Here is a 14,869-nt window from a genome sequence, read left to right on the forward strand (position 1 = left end):
GGAGAGTGTTGAGTTCGGGGTTCACATACCGGGTTTAACACTCTCCGCCTCACTTTAAAAGCGTCCCCACCGTCCCAACCAATAGGAATTACTCATCTAGGGCTTGTCCTTACCGCGGCGCTTAAGGTAGCGCTCGAATTCCCGGGCGATCGACTCGCCGCTGGCCTCGGGGAGGTCGGCGGTGTCCTTCGCTTCCTCCAGCTGGCGCACATACGCCGCAATTTCTGGATCCTCGGTCGCCAGCTCATCAACGCCGCGCTCCCAGGCATCGGACTCATCCACCAGGTCCTGCGTGTCGAGCGGCACCTGCAGCAGCTCCTCGATGCGGTGCAGCAGCGCGAGCTGGGCCTTGGGGGAGGGGGCCTGCGCGACGTAATGCGGCACAGCGGCCCAGAGCGAGACCGTTGGCAGCCCGGCCAGCAGCGCAACCTCGGCGAGGACCCCAACAATGCCCACCGGACCCTCGTATTGGGAGGCCTCAAGGTCCATCCGCTCCCGCAGTGCAGGGTCATCCGAGGACGTGCTCACCGGAATCGGCCGGCTGTGCGGTACGTCGGCGAGGAGGGCGCCGACCAGGATCACGTAGTCCACGTGCAGCGCCTCCGCATGGACCAGCAGTTCCGCGGTGTACGCCCGCCACTTGTAGGACGGCTCCGTGCCCTGGACGAAGATCACGTCGACGTTGGAATCGGGAACGCTGGCTTTATAAATACGCGTGGAGGGCCACTTGATCTTCCGCTCCCCGGTTGCCGTGCGGCGGATCGTGGGCCGGGTGAACTGGAAGTCGTAGTACTCGTCGGCGTCGACCGATCCGACCTTCTTGCCGCCCCACAGCTTGTTGAGGTAGCGCAAAGCATCGCTGGCAGCCTCCCCGGCGTCATTCCAGCCCTCGAAGGCGGCGAGCATCACCGTGTTGCGCCGGCCCTCAGGGACGGGCAGCAGCAGCCGTTCCGGCTCGGGCACGCCGCCCGTTTCCGCGGGGTCTACCTCGAAGCTATTCATCTCTTCACCCTACGTCCAAGCACCCGGCCCCCGCATGGAATGAAGCGCCGGGAATAGCCGGCGGCCGCGCGGATTCGCCGTCGGCGTAGTATCAGCCCCCTCACAGGGCTGCACCGTAGACTGGAAAGCATGCAATCCTCAGTTCCCCAGCCCCTGCTCAAAGCCGCGCTCTGGGACATGGATGGCACCATCGTTGACACCGAGCCGTACTGGATCGAGGCTGAACACGCCCTGGTGGCCGCGCACGGCGGACACTGGTCCCACGAGAAGGCCATGCAGCTGGTGGGCCAGTCCCTGGTTTTCTCGGCCGGCATCCTGCAGGATTCCGGCGTGGCGCTGGAGCGCCGGGAAATCATCGACATCCTGACCGCCCACGTGATCAGCCAGGTCCGCACCTCCGTGCCGTGGCGGCCCGGCGCCCGCGAACTGCTGGACGGGCTCCACACCGCGGGCATCCGCTGCGCCCTCGTGACCATGTCCGAGGCCCCGCTGGCCCGGGAAATCGTGGCCAGCCTGCCCAAGCCCTACTTCGATTTCCTCGTCACCGGCGACACCGTCACGCAGGGCAAGCCGCACCCCGAGGCCTACCTCAAGGCGGTGGAACTGCTGCAGGGGCAGGACCCGGAACTCGGACCGCAGCACTGCATTGCGCTGGAGGACTCCGTGCCGGGCGTCGCATCCGCCGTCGCCTCGGGCGTGCTGACCGTCGCCATTCCGCACATCATGCCGCTGCCGCACGATCCGCGCCACGCCGTGTGGGACACCCTGGCCGGACGCACCGTGGCCGATCTCGAGGATCTCGTCGCGCTCCGCCACGAATTCCCGGACGCGACCTTCGGCCGGGCCGGCGGCACCGGCACCGCCCCCGACGGCGCGGATGAGCTCGGCGCGTATGAACACGGCGCAGCAAAGGTCCCGGTCCATGACTGACACCGACACGCGCAGCGGGCGGGATCCGCAGAAGCAGGGCCGCAAGGAAGGCATCCCGCTGGGACGCATCGCCGGCATCCCGGTGATCCTCGCCTACTCCTGGTTCATCATTGCGGCGTTCACGGTGATCGTCTACGGCCCGGTGCTGCAGAAGAACAACCCGGAACTGGGCGTCGGCGCCTACGTCGTGGCGTTCGCCTACGCTGTGCTGCTGCTGATCTCGGTCCTGGTGCACGAGCTCGCGCACGCCCTGACGGCGAAGATCTACCACTGGCCCAGCGAAAAGATCGTCCTGAACCTCTGGGGCGGCCACACCCAGTTTGAGAGTTTCACCGCGTCTCCCGGCCGTTCCGTCCTCGTCGCACTGGCCGGTCCTGCGGCCAACTTCGTCCTCGCTGCCGGGGGCTGGCTCGTCCTGACCGGCGGCGAACTCACCGGCGTCGCCGGTATCCTGGCGAACATCTTCGTCTGGGCCAACCTGCTGATCGGCATCTTCAACGTCCTGCCCGGGCTGCCGCTGGACGGTGGCCGGCTCGTCGAATCGGCCGTCTGGAAGCTGACCGGCAGCCACGAAAAGGGCACCGTTGCTGCCGGCTGGGGCGGCCGGATCATCGTGATCGGCCTGGTGGCCTGGTTTGTGGTCCTGCCCCTGCTGGGTGGCGGCCGGCCGGACACCTCCTTGATGCTCATCACGCTCCTCGTCTGCAGCTTCCTCTGGATGGGCGCCACCGCCTCGATCAGGCAGGCCCGGCTGCGCGGCCGGCTGCCGCTGGTGGAAGCCGGAGCACTGGCCGAGCCTGCGGTAGGCCTCCCGGAAGCGGCCACCGTGGCGGACCTGCTGGCGCTGCCCCGGGACCGTGCCACCGGGGCACCCCCCGCCGTCGTGCTGTACCGCCCGGACGGGCGTCCGGCCGCCGTGGTCGACGCCGGCGCCGTCGCCGCCGTTCCCGCGGCCGCCGCCGCTTCGACCCCGGTCACGGCAGTGTCCTATGCCCTCGGCGCAGGCGCCTACGTGCCCGAGGGGTCCAAGGGGCAGGAACTGATCCAGTACCTGTCCCAACTCGACGGGCTGGAGTACGCCGTCGTGGACAGTGCCGGAACCGTCACCGGGCTCCTCCGGCAGTCCGCCGTGCTGGGCGCGCTCACGGGCAAGGCCGCCGGGGCCGGCAAGCGGATGTACGGCCAAAGCCGGTAGAGTTACCTGCCGGTCGTGTATTTCCGGCCCGGGTTCGAGTCCCCGGGCACCAGCAGCCGGACCGCCGGCTACATCCGCGGCCACCCAGCTTTCCAGGAGCGAGGAACATCTTCATGAGCAGCGACACCGCCGCCAGCACCAGCCCCGACGACGCCGCCACAGCCGGCAGCGCGGCCATCCACACAGCCGCCCCGGCAATCGGCCTGCCGGCTGCCGCCGCCCCGGTGGGCGCGGCCCGCCGCCGCGGACCGTTCCGCGAAGGCGAACGCGTTCAGCTCACCGACGAACGCGGCCGGATGAACACGATCAGCCTGGAAGCAGGCGGAGCGTTCCACACGCACCGCGGCTTCCTCAACCACGACGAGATCATCGGCCAGCCGGACGGCTCCGTGGTGGTCAACAACGTCGGCCAGCAGTACCAGACGCTGCGCCCCCTGCTCTCGGACTTCGTACTCTCAATGCCGCGCGGCGCGGCCGTGGTCTATCCCAAGGACGCCGGCCAGATCGTCACCATGGCCGACATCTTCCCCGGCGCCCGCGTCGTCGAGGCCGGTGTGGGCTCCGGTGCGCTGTCCATCTCGCTGCTCCGCGCGGTGGGGGACAACGGCTACCTGCACTCCTTTGAACGACGGGAGGAATTCGCCGACATCGCCCGCGGCAACGTCGAGACGATCTTCGGCGGTCCGCACCCGGCCTGGCAGATCTCCCTTGGGGACTTCCAGGAGGAAGTGGTCCGCACCGAGGAACCCGGCTCCGTGGACCGGGTGGTCCTGGACATGCTCGCCCCGTGGGAATGCCTCGACGCCGTCGCCACCGTCCTGGCCCCGGGCGGCGTGTGGATCAACTATGTCGCTACGGTGACGCAGCTGTCCCGGACCGCGGAGGCCATCCGGGCCGACGGCCGCTTCACCGAACCCGACGCCTGGGAATCCATGGTCCGCGGCTGGCACCTTGAGGGCCTCGCGGTCCGGCCGGACCACCGGATGGTCGCGCACACCGGCTTCCTGCTGGTCACCCGCCGGCTGGCGGACGGCGTCACGGGCATCTCCGTGAAGCGCCGCCCGTCCAAGACCGGCTTCAACGAAGAGGACGTCAACGCCTGGACGCCGGGTGCCGTGGGGGAGCGCGCCGTCTCGGACAAAAAGCTCCGCCGGGCCGCCCGCGACGCCATCGCCGGAACCAACGTTAAGGACGATCCGGATATTACGAAGTAGTCCGTATTTCGGAAGTCTTCAGCAGCGTCCGGCTTCTTGGGGCTAATGTCTTAATAGAAGCGTAGGAAGGGGCTGATGCACGATGGAGACTCCGAACACCGATCCGGACCTGACCCCGGCAGAGGATGCGGGGGCCGCGGCGGGACAGCCGCGTGCCGCCGACGGTGACCGCTACGCGGCCAGCGAGCTGTCGGTGGCCGAGCGGCAGGTCAATATCCTCCGGGACAAGCTCCGGCATATTGACCGCCAGCTCGCCGCCGCCACCCAAAACAACTCCAAGCTGGTGGGCATGCTGGAGACCGCGAAAGCGGAAATCTTGCGGCTGAAGAACGCCCTCGACCAGGAAGGCCAGCCGCCGTACAGCTTCGGCACCGTGCTGCAGCTGAACCCCAGACGCCATTCCTCCGCCGGCAACGGCGGGCAGGCCGCCACCGAGGAATCGGTGGACATCTTCAACGCCGGCCGCAAGATGCGCGTCGGGATCAGCCCGCTGGTCAACATGAACCAGCTCGCCGTCGGCCAGGAAGTCCTCCTCAACGAGGCGCTGATGGTCGTTGCCGGGCTTGGCTACGAACGGGCCGGGGAACTCGTCACACTGAAGGAAATGCTGGGCGCTGACCGCGCCCTCGTGGTCGGGCGGGCGGACGAGGAACGCGTCGTCCGGCTCTCCGGCGCCCTGCTCGCGCAGAAGCTCAGGGTCGGGGACGCCCTCTCGGTCGATTCGCGCACCGGCTACGCCCTGGAAAAGGTTCCGCGCTCGGAGGTGGAGAACCTCGTCCTCGAGGAGGTCCCGGACATCACCTACCAGGACATCGGCGGCCTGGGACCGCAGATCGAACAGATCCGCGACGCCGTGGAGCTGCCGTTCCTGCACCCGGACCTGTACCGCGAGCACGGTCTCAAGGCGCCCAAGGGGATCCTGCTCTACGGCCCCCCGGGCTGCGGCAAGACGCTGATTGCCAAGGCCGTGGCGAATTCCCTCGCCGCCCGGGCAGCCGAACGCACCGGCAAGACGGACATGAAGAGCTACTTCCTGAACATCAAGGGCCCGGAGCTGCTGGACAAGTACGTCGGCGAGACCGAACGGCACATCCGGCTGATTTTCGCCCGGGCCCGGGAGAAGGCGTCCGAGGGCAGCCCCGTGGTGGTCTTCTTCGACGAAATGGACTCGCTGTTCCGCACCCGCGGCACCGGCATTTCCTCCGACGTGGAAACGACCATCGTCCCGCAGCTGCTCAGCGAGATCGACGGCGTCGAGCGGCTCGACAACGTGATTGTCATCGGCGCGTCCAACCGCGAAGATATGATCGACCCCGCGATTCTGCGGCCGGGCCGGCTGGACGTCAAGGTCAAGATCCACCGCCCCGACGCGGAGGCCGCGGCGGACATCTTCAACAAGTACATCACCGCCGACCTTCCGTTCCACGAGTCCGACCTGGCCGAGCACCACGGTGATGTCCAGGCCACCGTGGATGCGATGGTCCAGCGCACCGTGGAGGCCATGTACTCCACCGACAAGTCCAACGAATACCTCGAGGTCACCTACGCCAACGGCGACACCGAGATGCTCTACTTCAAGGACTTCAACTCCGGCGCCGTCGTTCAGAACGTCGTGGACCGGGCCAAGAAGTACGCCATCAAGGACCTGCTCACCGTGGGCCAGAAGGGCATCCGGATCGACCACCTGCTGCGCGCCGTCGTGGACGAGTTCCGCGAGCATGAGGACATGCCCAACACCACCAATCCGGATGACTGGGCGCGGATCTCGGGCAAGAAGGGCGAACGCATCACCTACATCCGCACCATCGTCCAGGGCAAAGCGGGGCAGGAACCCGGCAAATCCATCGAGACGATGCCGAGCACGGGCCAGTACCTGTGACGTCGGCGGTGCCCGGCAGACCGGCCGGTGTATCCGGCGGCCTGCCGGCGGGCGGAGCCCTGCGGGTGATGGGCTCGGAGACCGAATACGGCATCCACGCCCCCTCCGCGCCCGGCGCGAACGCGACCATGATGTCCGCCCGGGTGATCCAGGCATACGCCCAGGTCACCCGGCAGCGCGCCGCCGGCGGCGCCGAGACCCGCTGGGACTACACCGACGAGGAACCGCTGCACGACGCCCGCGGCTGGACACTGGAGCGCAGCCAGGCCGAACCGGACCAGCTGACCGACCAGCCGCCCATTCTCGACGCCGAGGCCGTCGCCCTTGCCTACGGGCGGCAGGAGCTGGAGGCTGACGGCGAGGACGAGTCCGGCACGCTGCTGATGAACATGGTGCTGGGCAACGGTGCCCGGCTGTACGTGGACCATGCCCACCCCGAGTACTCCAGCCCGGAAGTGACCAACCCGCGCGACGCCGTCGCCTGGGATGCCGCGGGGGACCTCGTGGCGCTTGCCGCGGTGCGCAGGCTGGCTGCCGATCCTGAGCTGCCGCCGGTCAATCTGTACAAGAACAACACCGACAACAAGTCCGTCTCCTACGGGTCGCACGAGAATTACCTGATGCCCCGCTCGGTGCCGTTCGGGGACATCGTCCGTGGCCTGACACCGTTCTTCATCACGCGCCAGATCATCTGCGGTGCCGGGAGGGTCGGCATGAAGCAGGACGGCTCCCGCCCCGGCTACCAGATCAGCCAGCGGGCCGACTTCTTCGAGACCGAAGTCGGCCTCGAGACCACCATCCGCCGGCCCATCATCAACACCCGCGATGAACCGCACGCTACCGCCGACAAGTACCGTCGGCTGCACGTCATCATCGGCGACGCCAACCTCAGCCAGGCCTCCAATTACCTCAAGTTCGGCAGCACCGCGATGGTGCTCAGCCTGATCGAGGCCGGTCTTGCCCCCAGGATCGAGGTCCACGAACCGGTCGCGGCGCTGCAGGCCGTCAGCCACGACACCTCGCTAACGGCCACCGTGCGGCTGCTGGACGGGCGGCGGATCACCGCCCTGGACCTGCAATGGATCTACTACGAAGCGGCCGCTAAGCATGCCCAGGACACCGGCGTCGCCGACGCCGTGGACGGGGACGGGCACACGCACGAGGTACTGGAGCGCTGGGCAGCGACGCTGACCGAACTCGGCAGCGACCGGGCGGCGGCCGCGACCTCCGTGGAATGGCTGGCGAAACTTTCCCTGCTGGATGGCTACCGGGACCGCGACGGGCTGGACTGGGGACACGCGCGGCTGGGCCTCGTGGACCTGCAGTGGGCTGACATCCGCCCCGAAAAGGGCCTCTATTACCGCCTGCTGGCGCGGGACCGCATGCGGCGGATCGTCGACGACGGCGTGATTCAGCGGGCGGTTACTGAACCGCCGTCGGACACCAGGGCCTTCTTCCGGGGCCGCTGCGTCAGCCGGTTCGGGGCCGATGTCGTCGGTGCCAGCTGGGACTCCGTGATCTTCGATCTGCCCGGCCGCGGCAGGCTGCAGCGGGTCCCCACCCGGGAACCGCTGCGTGGCACCGAGGCCCTCACGGGCGGTCTGTTCGCCCGGCACCGGGAAGCCGGGCCGTTCCTCGCCGAGCTGCTGGGACTGCCTCCCGGTTCGTAGCGAAAAGAGCCCCGCCGGAGCCCCGGGCGTGGCAATATGGCTTACAGGATGTCCCTTGCGAAAATGGGACGGACAGAAGGAGAAAACAATGGCAGGCCAGGAGCAGCAGCAGCCCACGTCGCGGGACACCGAAGTCGAGGAAGACGTCCCCGCGGCCCCGCCGGCTCCCGCGGAGGGACAGGCGTCAGCGGCCACCCAGGGCGTCGACGATCTGCTGGATGAGATCGACGGCGTGCTGGAGTCCAACGCCGAAGAGTTCGTCCGGGCTTTTGTCCAAAAGGGCGGCCAGTAGCACCGCCGGACCGCGGCGGCCCAAGGGTTGCGCCGGTACAGGGAAGAGGGCCGGAAGTCGTTGATTCACTACGTTGAGGGAGTGCACCAGTGCAGGAAACCACCGCCAACCAGGTAGCCGCCAACGCCACGTCCTCCTTCACCGAACATCTGCAGCGCCAACGCCCCGACTTACTGCCTTTCGGCCAACTGCCTTCCGGCCAGGGCCAGCAGCTGCCCGCTGGCGGTGCCGCGCCGCTGCAGGCGCCGCACGGGACCACGATCGTCGCGCTGACCTATGCCGGCGGGGTGCTGATGGCCGGCGACCGGCGCGCCACCATGGGCAACATCATCGCCAGCCGGCACATCGAAAAGGTGTTCCCGGCGGACCAGTACTCCGTGCTCGGCATCGCCGGAACCGCCGGAATCGCGCTCGACATCACCCGGCTCTTCCAGGTCGAACTCGAACACTACGAGAAGATCGAGGGAACCCTGCTGAGCCTCGACGGCAAAGCCAACCGGCTCGGTGCCATGATCCGCAGCAACCTGCCGATGGCGATGCAGGGCCTCGCCGTCGTGCCGCTCTTCGCCGGATTCGACCGTCCCGCGGGCGTTGGCCGGCTCTTCTCCTACGACGTCACCGGCGGCCGGTACGAGGAGCAGGAGCACCACTCGGTTGGTTCGGGATCGATGTTCGCGCGCGGCGCGCTCAAGAAACTCTGGCGGCCCAACCTCCCGGAACAGGACGCCGTCGCCGTCGCCGTCGAGGCGCTTTACGACGCCGCCGACGACGACTCCGCCACCGGCGGCCCGGACCCCGTCCGGCAGCTCTGGCCGGTGGTTTACATCGTTAACCGGACCGGGGCCTACCGGGTTCCCGAACGCGAGCTCGCGGCCATGGCCGGCACCATCATTGAATCCAGGGCCGTGGCCCAGCGGGAGGCCTGAGATGACCCAGCAGTTCTACGTATCGCCCGAACAACTGATGAAGGACCGCGCGGATTTCGCGCGGAAGGGCATCGCGCGCGGGCGCTCCGTAGTGGTCATCAGCTGCCGCGACGGGATCGCCCTGGTGGCCGAGAACCCCTCTCCGTCGCTGCACAAAATCGGCGAGATTTACGACAAGATCGCGTTTGCGGCCGTCGGAAAGTACAACGAATTCGAAAGCCTCCGGCAGGCCGGGGTGCGCTACGCCGACGTGCGCGGTTACTCCTACGACCGGGAGGACGTCACCGCCCGGGGCCTCGCGAGCGTTTACGCGCAAAGCCTCGGGGCGGTCTTCACGGCGGAGCAGAAACCTTTCGAGGTCGAGCTGGCCGTGGCCGAAGTGGGCGCCACCCCGGAAGAGGACCACCTCTACCGGCTGACATTCGACGGGTCCATCGCGGACGAGAACGGCTTCATCGTGATGGGCGGCCAGGCGGACAAGGTATCCGAGGCCGTCGCGGCGGGCTGGCAGGGCGCCCTGGACTTCGCCGGCGCCATCAGGCTGGCCCTGGCCGGCCTTGTTGCGGACAAGGAAACCGCCACGCTGCCGGCGTCGGCCGTGGAAGTGGCGGTGCTGGACCGCGGCTCGGAAAGCAGCCGGGGCACCCGCCGCGCCTTCCGCCGGCTTGAGGACGCAGACGTCACCGCACTGCTCGCTGAGGAGAACTGAGATGGACAAGCGCATTTTCGGCATTGAGACCGAGTTCGGGATTTCCTACTCAAGCCCGGAGTCCCGCCCGCTGGCCCCCGAAGAGGTGGCCCGCTACCTCTTCCGCAAGGTGGTCAGCTGGGGGAGATCCTCGAACGTGTTCCTGACCAACGGGTCCCGGCTGTATCTCGACGTCGGATCCCACCCGGAGTATGCGACCGCGGAGTGTGATGACCTCCTCCAGCTGATCGCGCATGACCGGGCGGGTGAACTGATATTGGACGACCTTGTCGACGAGGCACAGGAACGGCTCGCGGCGGAGGGCTTCAACGGCACGGTCTACCTGTTCAAGAACAACACGGACTCCGCCGGGAACTCGTACGGCAGCCACGAGAACTACCTGATCCCGCGGCGCGGCGAGTTCTCCCGGCTGGCCGAAATCCTGATTCCCTTCCTCGTGACCCGGCAGCTCATCGCCGGGGCCGGCAAGATCCTGAAGACCCCGCACGGAGCGACCTTCGCCTTCTCGCAGCGCGCTGACCACATCTGGGAAGGCGTCTCCTCCGCGACCACCCGGTCCCGGCCGATCATCAACACCCGCGACGAGCCGCACGCCGACGCCGAGTTCTACCGCCGGCTGCACGTGATCGTGGGCGACTCCAATATGTCCGAGACCACGGCGCTGCTCAAGGTCGGGACCGTTGACCTGATCCTGCGGATGATCGAAGCCGGGGTGATCATGCGCGACATGCGGATGGAAAACCCGATCCGCAGCATCCGGGAGATCTCCCACGACCTCAGCGGCCGGGCCCTCGTCCGCCTCGCCAACGGCCGCCAGCTCACGGCCCTGGATATCCAGCGCGAATACCTGGCCAAGGTCACGGCCTTCGTGGCCGAACAAGGCGCCCACAACGCCCATGTCCCGCTGATCCTGGACCTCTGGGAACGCACCCTCGATGCGATCGAAAGCGGCGACACCAGCAGGATCGATACCGAAGTGGACTGGGCGATCAAGAAGAAGCTGATGGACAACTACCGCGAACGGCACAACCTCGGCCTCGACGCACCGCGGATCGCCCAGCTGGACCTGACCTACCACGACATTTCGCGCACCCGCGGGCTGTACTACCTGCTCCAGACCCGGGGCGCGGTGCGCCGTGTGGTCGATGACACCGCGGTCAAGGACGCGGTGGACGCCCCGCCCCAGACCACCCGCGCCAAACTCCGCGGCGACTTCGTCCGGCGGGCACAGGAACTGGGCCGCGACTACACCGTGGACTGGGTGCATCTGAAGCTCAATGACCGCGCCCACCAGACGCTTTTGTGCAAAGACCCGTTCCGGAGTGTGGACGAGCGGGTCGATGCCCTGCTGGACTCTATGGGCTGATACCCAGCTTTCCACGTTATTCTGGATGGGGTGCCGTTCGCGGCCACCGCTTGCTTTGCCGCTGGCCGTTGCCCGGCGAGGCGTCCATCCTGCCCCGACGAAAGTTCTTAAGTGCGCCGACTACTTGCAATTCTTCTTCCCGGACTGCTGCTGCTGACTGCCTGCGGCGGCGGCGAACCCGCTGCCCCGGAACCCACCAGCCAGTCCGCCGGCGAAACCGCCAAGCTGGACTCCCTCAAGCTGACGGAGAACGGCGACAAGAAGGCACCCGGTGTCGAATTCACCAAGCCCCTCGAGGTCACTCAGCCGACCGTCAAGGTGATCACGGAGGGCGACGGCGACCCGGTCAAGGAAAACCAGATCGCGTCCATTTCGATTGTTGCCCTCAGCGGCAAGGACGGCTCGACCCTCGAGGACACCTTCCCGAACGACCCGGAGGAGCTCGAACTTAACGAGGAGCTCAAGACCAGCAGCCCGGTTATCTACAACGCCTTCGTAGGCGCGAAGGTCGGATCGAACGTGGCCCTGGCCGTTCCCGGCGCCGCAGCCGCTGAAGGCACCGAAGCGCAGCCCACCCAGCTGCTCGTCGTCAAGGTAGTCTCCGCCAAGGACGCACCCAAGGTCCTGGACAAGCCCGAGGGCGAGACCATCACCCCGCCGGCCGGCCTGCCGACCGTCAAGGACAACGACAAGGGCATTCCGGAGATCGCCGTCGCCGGCGTCGCCGCCCCGACTGCCCTGGTGTCCCAGGACCTGATCAAGGGCTCCGGCCCCGAGGTCAAGGAAACGGACACGCTGACCGTGAACTACGTCGGCGTGACCCTGACCGAAGGCAAGGTTTTCGACTCCAGCTTTGACCGGGGCGAGAAAGCCACCTTCCCCCTCACCGGTGTCATCAAGGGCTGGACCCAGGGTCTGACCGGAAAGACGGTGGGCTCCCGGGTCCTCCTGGTCATCCCCAAGGACCTCGCCTACGGTGATGAAGGCTCGGGCGACGCCAAGGGCGATCTCGTCTTCGTCGTCGATATCCTCGGCACCCGCTAACCACTGCACGACCCCAAGCCCCACCAGAAGGAGCAACCATGTCATTTGGACAGCGCAACATCGACCGCCAGAAGCCGGAAATTGACTTCCCCCAGGGCGACGTTCCCACCGAACTCGTCATCACCGACCTGATCGAGGGCGACGGCGCCGAAGCCAAGGCCGGCGACACCGTTTCCACCCACTACGTCGGCGTGGCTTGGTCCACCGGCGAGGAATTCGACGCCTCGTGGGGCCGCGGCGCACCGCTCGACTTCCGCGTCGGCGTCGGCCAGGTCATCCAGGGCTGGGACCAGGGCCTGCTGGGCATGAAGGTCGGCGGCCGCCGCCGGCTGGAGATCCCCTCCGAGCTGGCCTACGGCTCCCGCGGGGCCGGCGGGGCAATCGGTCCGAACGAAGCCCTGATCTTCGTCGTCGACCTCGTCGCCGTCCGCTAGGCACCTGGCTCGCTGAGCACCCGGCCCACGTCGGCGGCCACCCACCGGGTGGCGCCCTGATGGCCAAAGCGCGGTAACAATCGGAAAAGTTCTTCCGGCTGTTGCCGCGCTTTTGTCAGTTTCGGGCAGGGACTTTAGTAGCCTTGCGGGGTGTCAGCCTCACGTACCGAACGCCTCCTGAACCTGCTCATCGCCCTGCTCAACACGACCTACGGCCTGCGCCGCAGTGAGCTGCGCGAAAAGGTCTACCACGACACCACCAGCAGCGACGTCGCCTTCGGCCGGAAGTTCGAACGCGACAAGGGCGAGCTGCGGAGCTTCGGATTCGAGATCGAGACAGTCACCGACACGGGCTGGGGTTCCGATGATCCGGCGACCACCCGCTACCGGATCGGCAAGGAATCCAACCGGCTCCCGGACGTCAGCCTCACCCCGGCAGAGTGCACCGTGCTCATCCTCGCCGCCCAGCTCTGGGAACAGGCCGCTCTCGGCTCCGCGGCCGTCAACGCGGTCCGCAAGCTGCAGGCCGCCGGTGGCCTCGTCGACGCCGAACTCCCCGCCGGGGTCCAGCCCCGGATCCGACCCGCCGGCCAGGCCTTCGAGGACCTCGTCGCCGCGATGCACGCCCAGCATCCCGTCAGCTTCCGCTACCTCGCCGGCAGCACCGGCAGGGAGGAGGAACGATTCGTGGAACCCTGGGGCCTCGGCAGCCGCTTCGGCCAGTGGTACCTCGTGGCCCGGGACCGGACCCGCGGGGAGAAGCGCTTCTTCCGCCTGTCCCGGCTGACGTCCGCCGTCACCGTCCTGGACCAGGAACACTTCACCCCGCCGGCGGACTTCAACGTCCGCGCCGAACTTTCCGGACTGGCGGAACTGCCGGTCCGGACCGCCGTCGTCGACGTCCAGACCGGCAGGCTGCACGGCCTCCGCCAACGGGCGCTCCCCGACGCCGGCAGGCCCGACGCCGTGAAGCCCGACACCGTGAAGCCAGACGCCGGTCCGGACGCCGTCGGGCCGCCCACGGCCGGCCGGGACCGGCTCCGCGTCCCGTACCGGGACGACGAGACGCTTGCCGAGGAACTCGCCTCCTACGGGCCCCGCGTCCTCGTGGTCTCCCCGCCCGAACTCGTGGCCTCCGTGCGCCGCCGGCTGGCCGCCGCGGCTGAATTCGCCGTGTCGCCCGTCCCGCCGATCGATTTCCCGCCAGCCGCTTTCCCGGCCGTCTCCCCTCCGGGAGGGCACCGGCACGGCCGCAACCGCACTTCCGAGGACCAGCTGACCCGGATGCTGCAGCTTGTGCCGTTCCTGGTGCACAACCAGGGGCTCCACATCAGCGTCGTGGCGGAAAAATTCGGCATCACCCGCCAGGAACTGGAGGCGGACCTGCGGATCCTGATTTGCTCCGGCCTCCCGGAAGGCTATCCGGACGACCTGCTGGACATCCAGTGGGACGACGACCATGTCACCATCAGCGAGGATCTCGACCTGAAACGGCCCGTCCGCTTCACCGTCGAGGAGGCCTGCGCACTGCTGACCGGGCTGGAAACGCTCAACGGCCTGCCCGAACTGGCCGAAGGCAGCGCGCTGGAATCCGTCACGCTCAAGCTCATGGCGGCGGCGGGGGAGGAGGGGCTCAAGGCGGCCGCACTCTCCGGCCCCGAAGTGGCGCCCGGCAACTCCGTGGCCCTCGAGACGGCGCGGGAGGCGATCCGTACCGGCGCCCAGCTGCGGCTGCGGTACTTCTCGCCGCTCCGGGACACTGTCTCGGAACGGAACATCGACCCGCTGCGGCTCTATTCGCTGGACAACACCTGGTACCTCGAGGCCTACTGCCATGCGGCGCAGGGCCTGCGCAACTTCCGGCTGGACCGGATCGAAACCCTGGAAACCACCGGCCGGCCCGTCTCGGAAACGGCCAAACCGGGCGGCAGTTTCCCCGTCAAACTCTTCACCCCCAACGACGACGACACCGTCGTCGTCGTTGAACTGACCCGCCGCGGAATCGGCGTCGCCGACGAGTATTACGCCGAGCGGACGGCGGAACTGCCCGACGGCGGGCTGCTCGCCGAAATCCGCTTCGGCAGCACCGGCTGGCTGCCGATGTTCGTGGCCCAGCACGGCGGGACGGCCCGGATCCTGGAACCGCAGGACATCGCAGACGCTTCGCGCGAGTGGCTTGCCGCCGCCCTGGCCCAATATGAAGACTAG

Annotated in this window: 13 protein-coding genes; 12 read left to right on the forward strand and 1 reads right to left on the reverse strand. The window is 67.9% G+C overall.

Translation table 11 applies throughout. From position 1 onward, the window contains the following. Positions 1–96: 96 nt before the first annotated feature. Positions 97–1,002 (reverse strand): PAC2 family protein, encoded by a 906-nt coding sequence (locus AC50X9_RS08715; RefSeq protein WP_494892502.1) that lies wholly within the window; start codon positions 1,000–1,002, stop codon positions 97–99. Positions 1,003–1,131: 129 nt separating this feature from the next. Here AC50X9_RS08715 and AC50X9_RS08720 point away from each other — a divergent pair, with 129 nt between their 5' ends. The 12 genes from AC50X9_RS08720 (at position 1,132) to AC50X9_RS08775 (ending at position 14,869) form a co-directional block, all read left to right on the forward strand. Next, positions 1,132–1,932, forward strand: coding sequence for an HAD family hydrolase (locus AC50X9_RS08720; RefSeq protein ID WP_494892504.1), 801 nt, complete (start codon positions 1,132–1,134; stop codon positions 1,930–1,932). Next, positions 1,925–3,127, forward strand: coding sequence for a site-2 protease family protein (locus tag AC50X9_RS08725; protein WP_494892506.1), 1,203 nt, complete (start codon positions 1,925–1,927; stop codon positions 3,125–3,127). The genes AC50X9_RS08720 and AC50X9_RS08725 overlap by 8 nt, the downstream gene beginning before the upstream one ends. A gap of 113 nt (positions 3,128–3,240) precedes the next feature. Next, the gene (locus AC50X9_RS08730; RefSeq protein ID WP_494892508.1) at positions 3,241–4,341 is read left to right on the forward strand and encodes a tRNA (adenine-N1)-methyltransferase; all 1,101 of its coding nucleotides are present in this window, start codon (positions 3,241–3,243) and stop codon (positions 4,339–4,341) included. 82 nt (positions 4,342–4,423) lie between these two features. Further along, positions 4,424–6,220 carry a proteasome ATPase gene (gene arc / locus AC50X9_RS08735; RefSeq protein ID WP_494892510.1) on the forward strand — a complete coding sequence of 599 codons (1,797 nt, stop codon included), beginning with the start codon at positions 4,424–4,426 and terminating at the stop codon, positions 6,218–6,220. A 68-nt stretch (positions 6,221–6,288) separates the two neighbouring features. Continuing rightward, positions 6,289–7,890, forward strand: coding sequence for a depupylase/deamidase Dop (gene dop, locus AC50X9_RS08740; protein WP_494892839.1), 1,602 nt, complete (start codon positions 6,289–6,291; stop codon positions 7,888–7,890). Positions 7,891–7,978: 88 nt separating this feature from the next. After that, positions 7,979–8,182, forward strand: a complete 204-nt coding sequence (locus AC50X9_RS08745) for a ubiquitin-like protein Pup (protein ID WP_494892512.1) — start codon at positions 7,979–7,981, stop codon at positions 8,180–8,182. 89 nt (positions 8,183–8,271) lie between these two features. Beyond that, positions 8,272–9,108 carry a proteasome subunit beta gene (gene prcB, locus AC50X9_RS08750; RefSeq protein WP_494892514.1) on the forward strand — a complete coding sequence of 279 codons (837 nt, stop codon included), beginning with the start codon at positions 8,272–8,274 and terminating at the stop codon, positions 9,106–9,108. Position 9,109: 1 nt separating this feature from the next. Beyond that, positions 9,110–9,817, forward strand: a complete 708-nt coding sequence (prcA, locus tag AC50X9_RS08755; protein WP_494892516.1) for a proteasome subunit alpha — start codon at positions 9,110–9,112, stop codon at positions 9,815–9,817. A gap of 1 nt (position 9,818) precedes the next feature. Beyond that, positions 9,819–11,183 (forward strand): Pup--protein ligase, encoded by a 1,365-nt coding sequence (gene pafA, locus AC50X9_RS08760; protein ID WP_494892518.1) that lies wholly within the window; start codon positions 9,819–9,821, stop codon positions 11,181–11,183. Between the two features lie 111 nt (positions 11,184–11,294). Further along, entirely contained in the window at positions 11,295–12,227 is a 933-nt protein-coding gene (locus AC50X9_RS08765) for an FKBP-type peptidyl-prolyl cis-trans isomerase (protein ID WP_494892520.1), read from the forward strand. 38 nt (positions 12,228–12,265) lie between these two features. Further along, positions 12,266–12,661: an FKBP-type peptidyl-prolyl cis-trans isomerase gene (locus AC50X9_RS08770; RefSeq protein WP_494892523.1), complete on the forward strand. Its 396-nt coding sequence runs from the start codon at positions 12,266–12,268 to the stop codon at positions 12,659–12,661. A 150-nt stretch (positions 12,662–12,811) separates the two neighbouring features. Next, positions 12,812–14,869, forward strand: a complete 2,058-nt coding sequence (locus AC50X9_RS08775) for a helix-turn-helix transcriptional regulator (RefSeq protein WP_494892527.1) — start codon at positions 12,812–12,814, stop codon at positions 14,867–14,869.

It is taken from the genome of Pseudarthrobacter sp. HLT1-3, assembly GCF_059383535.1.

Coding starts and splice junctions, on each gene's coding strand:
- AC50X9_RS08715 (WP_494892502.1), bottom strand. CDS start 1,002: ATGAATAGCTTCGAGGTAGACCCCGCGGAAACGGGCGGCGTGCCCGAG.
- AC50X9_RS08720 (WP_494892504.1), top strand. CDS start 1,132: ATGCAATCCTCAGTTCCCCAGCCCCTGCTCAAAGCCGCGCTCTGGGAC.
- AC50X9_RS08725 (WP_494892506.1), top strand. CDS start 1,925: ATGACTGACACCGACACGCGCAGCGGGCGGGATCCGCAGAAGCAGGGC.
- AC50X9_RS08730 (WP_494892508.1), top strand. CDS start 3,241: ATGAGCAGCGACACCGCCGCCAGCACCAGCCCCGACGACGCCGCCACA.
- arc (WP_494892510.1), top strand. CDS start 4,424: ATGGAGACTCCGAACACCGATCCGGACCTGACCCCGGCAGAGGATGCG.
- dop (WP_494892839.1), top strand. CDS start 6,289: ATGGGCTCGGAGACCGAATACGGCATCCACGCCCCCTCCGCGCCCGGC.
- AC50X9_RS08745 (WP_494892512.1), top strand. CDS start 7,979: ATGGCAGGCCAGGAGCAGCAGCAGCCCACGTCGCGGGACACCGAAGTC.
- prcA (WP_494892516.1), top strand. CDS start 9,110: ATGACCCAGCAGTTCTACGTATCGCCCGAACAACTGATGAAGGACCGC.
- pafA (WP_494892518.1), top strand. CDS start 9,819: ATGGACAAGCGCATTTTCGGCATTGAGACCGAGTTCGGGATTTCCTAC.
- AC50X9_RS08770 (WP_494892523.1), top strand. CDS start 12,266: ATGTCATTTGGACAGCGCAACATCGACCGCCAGAAGCCGGAAATTGAC.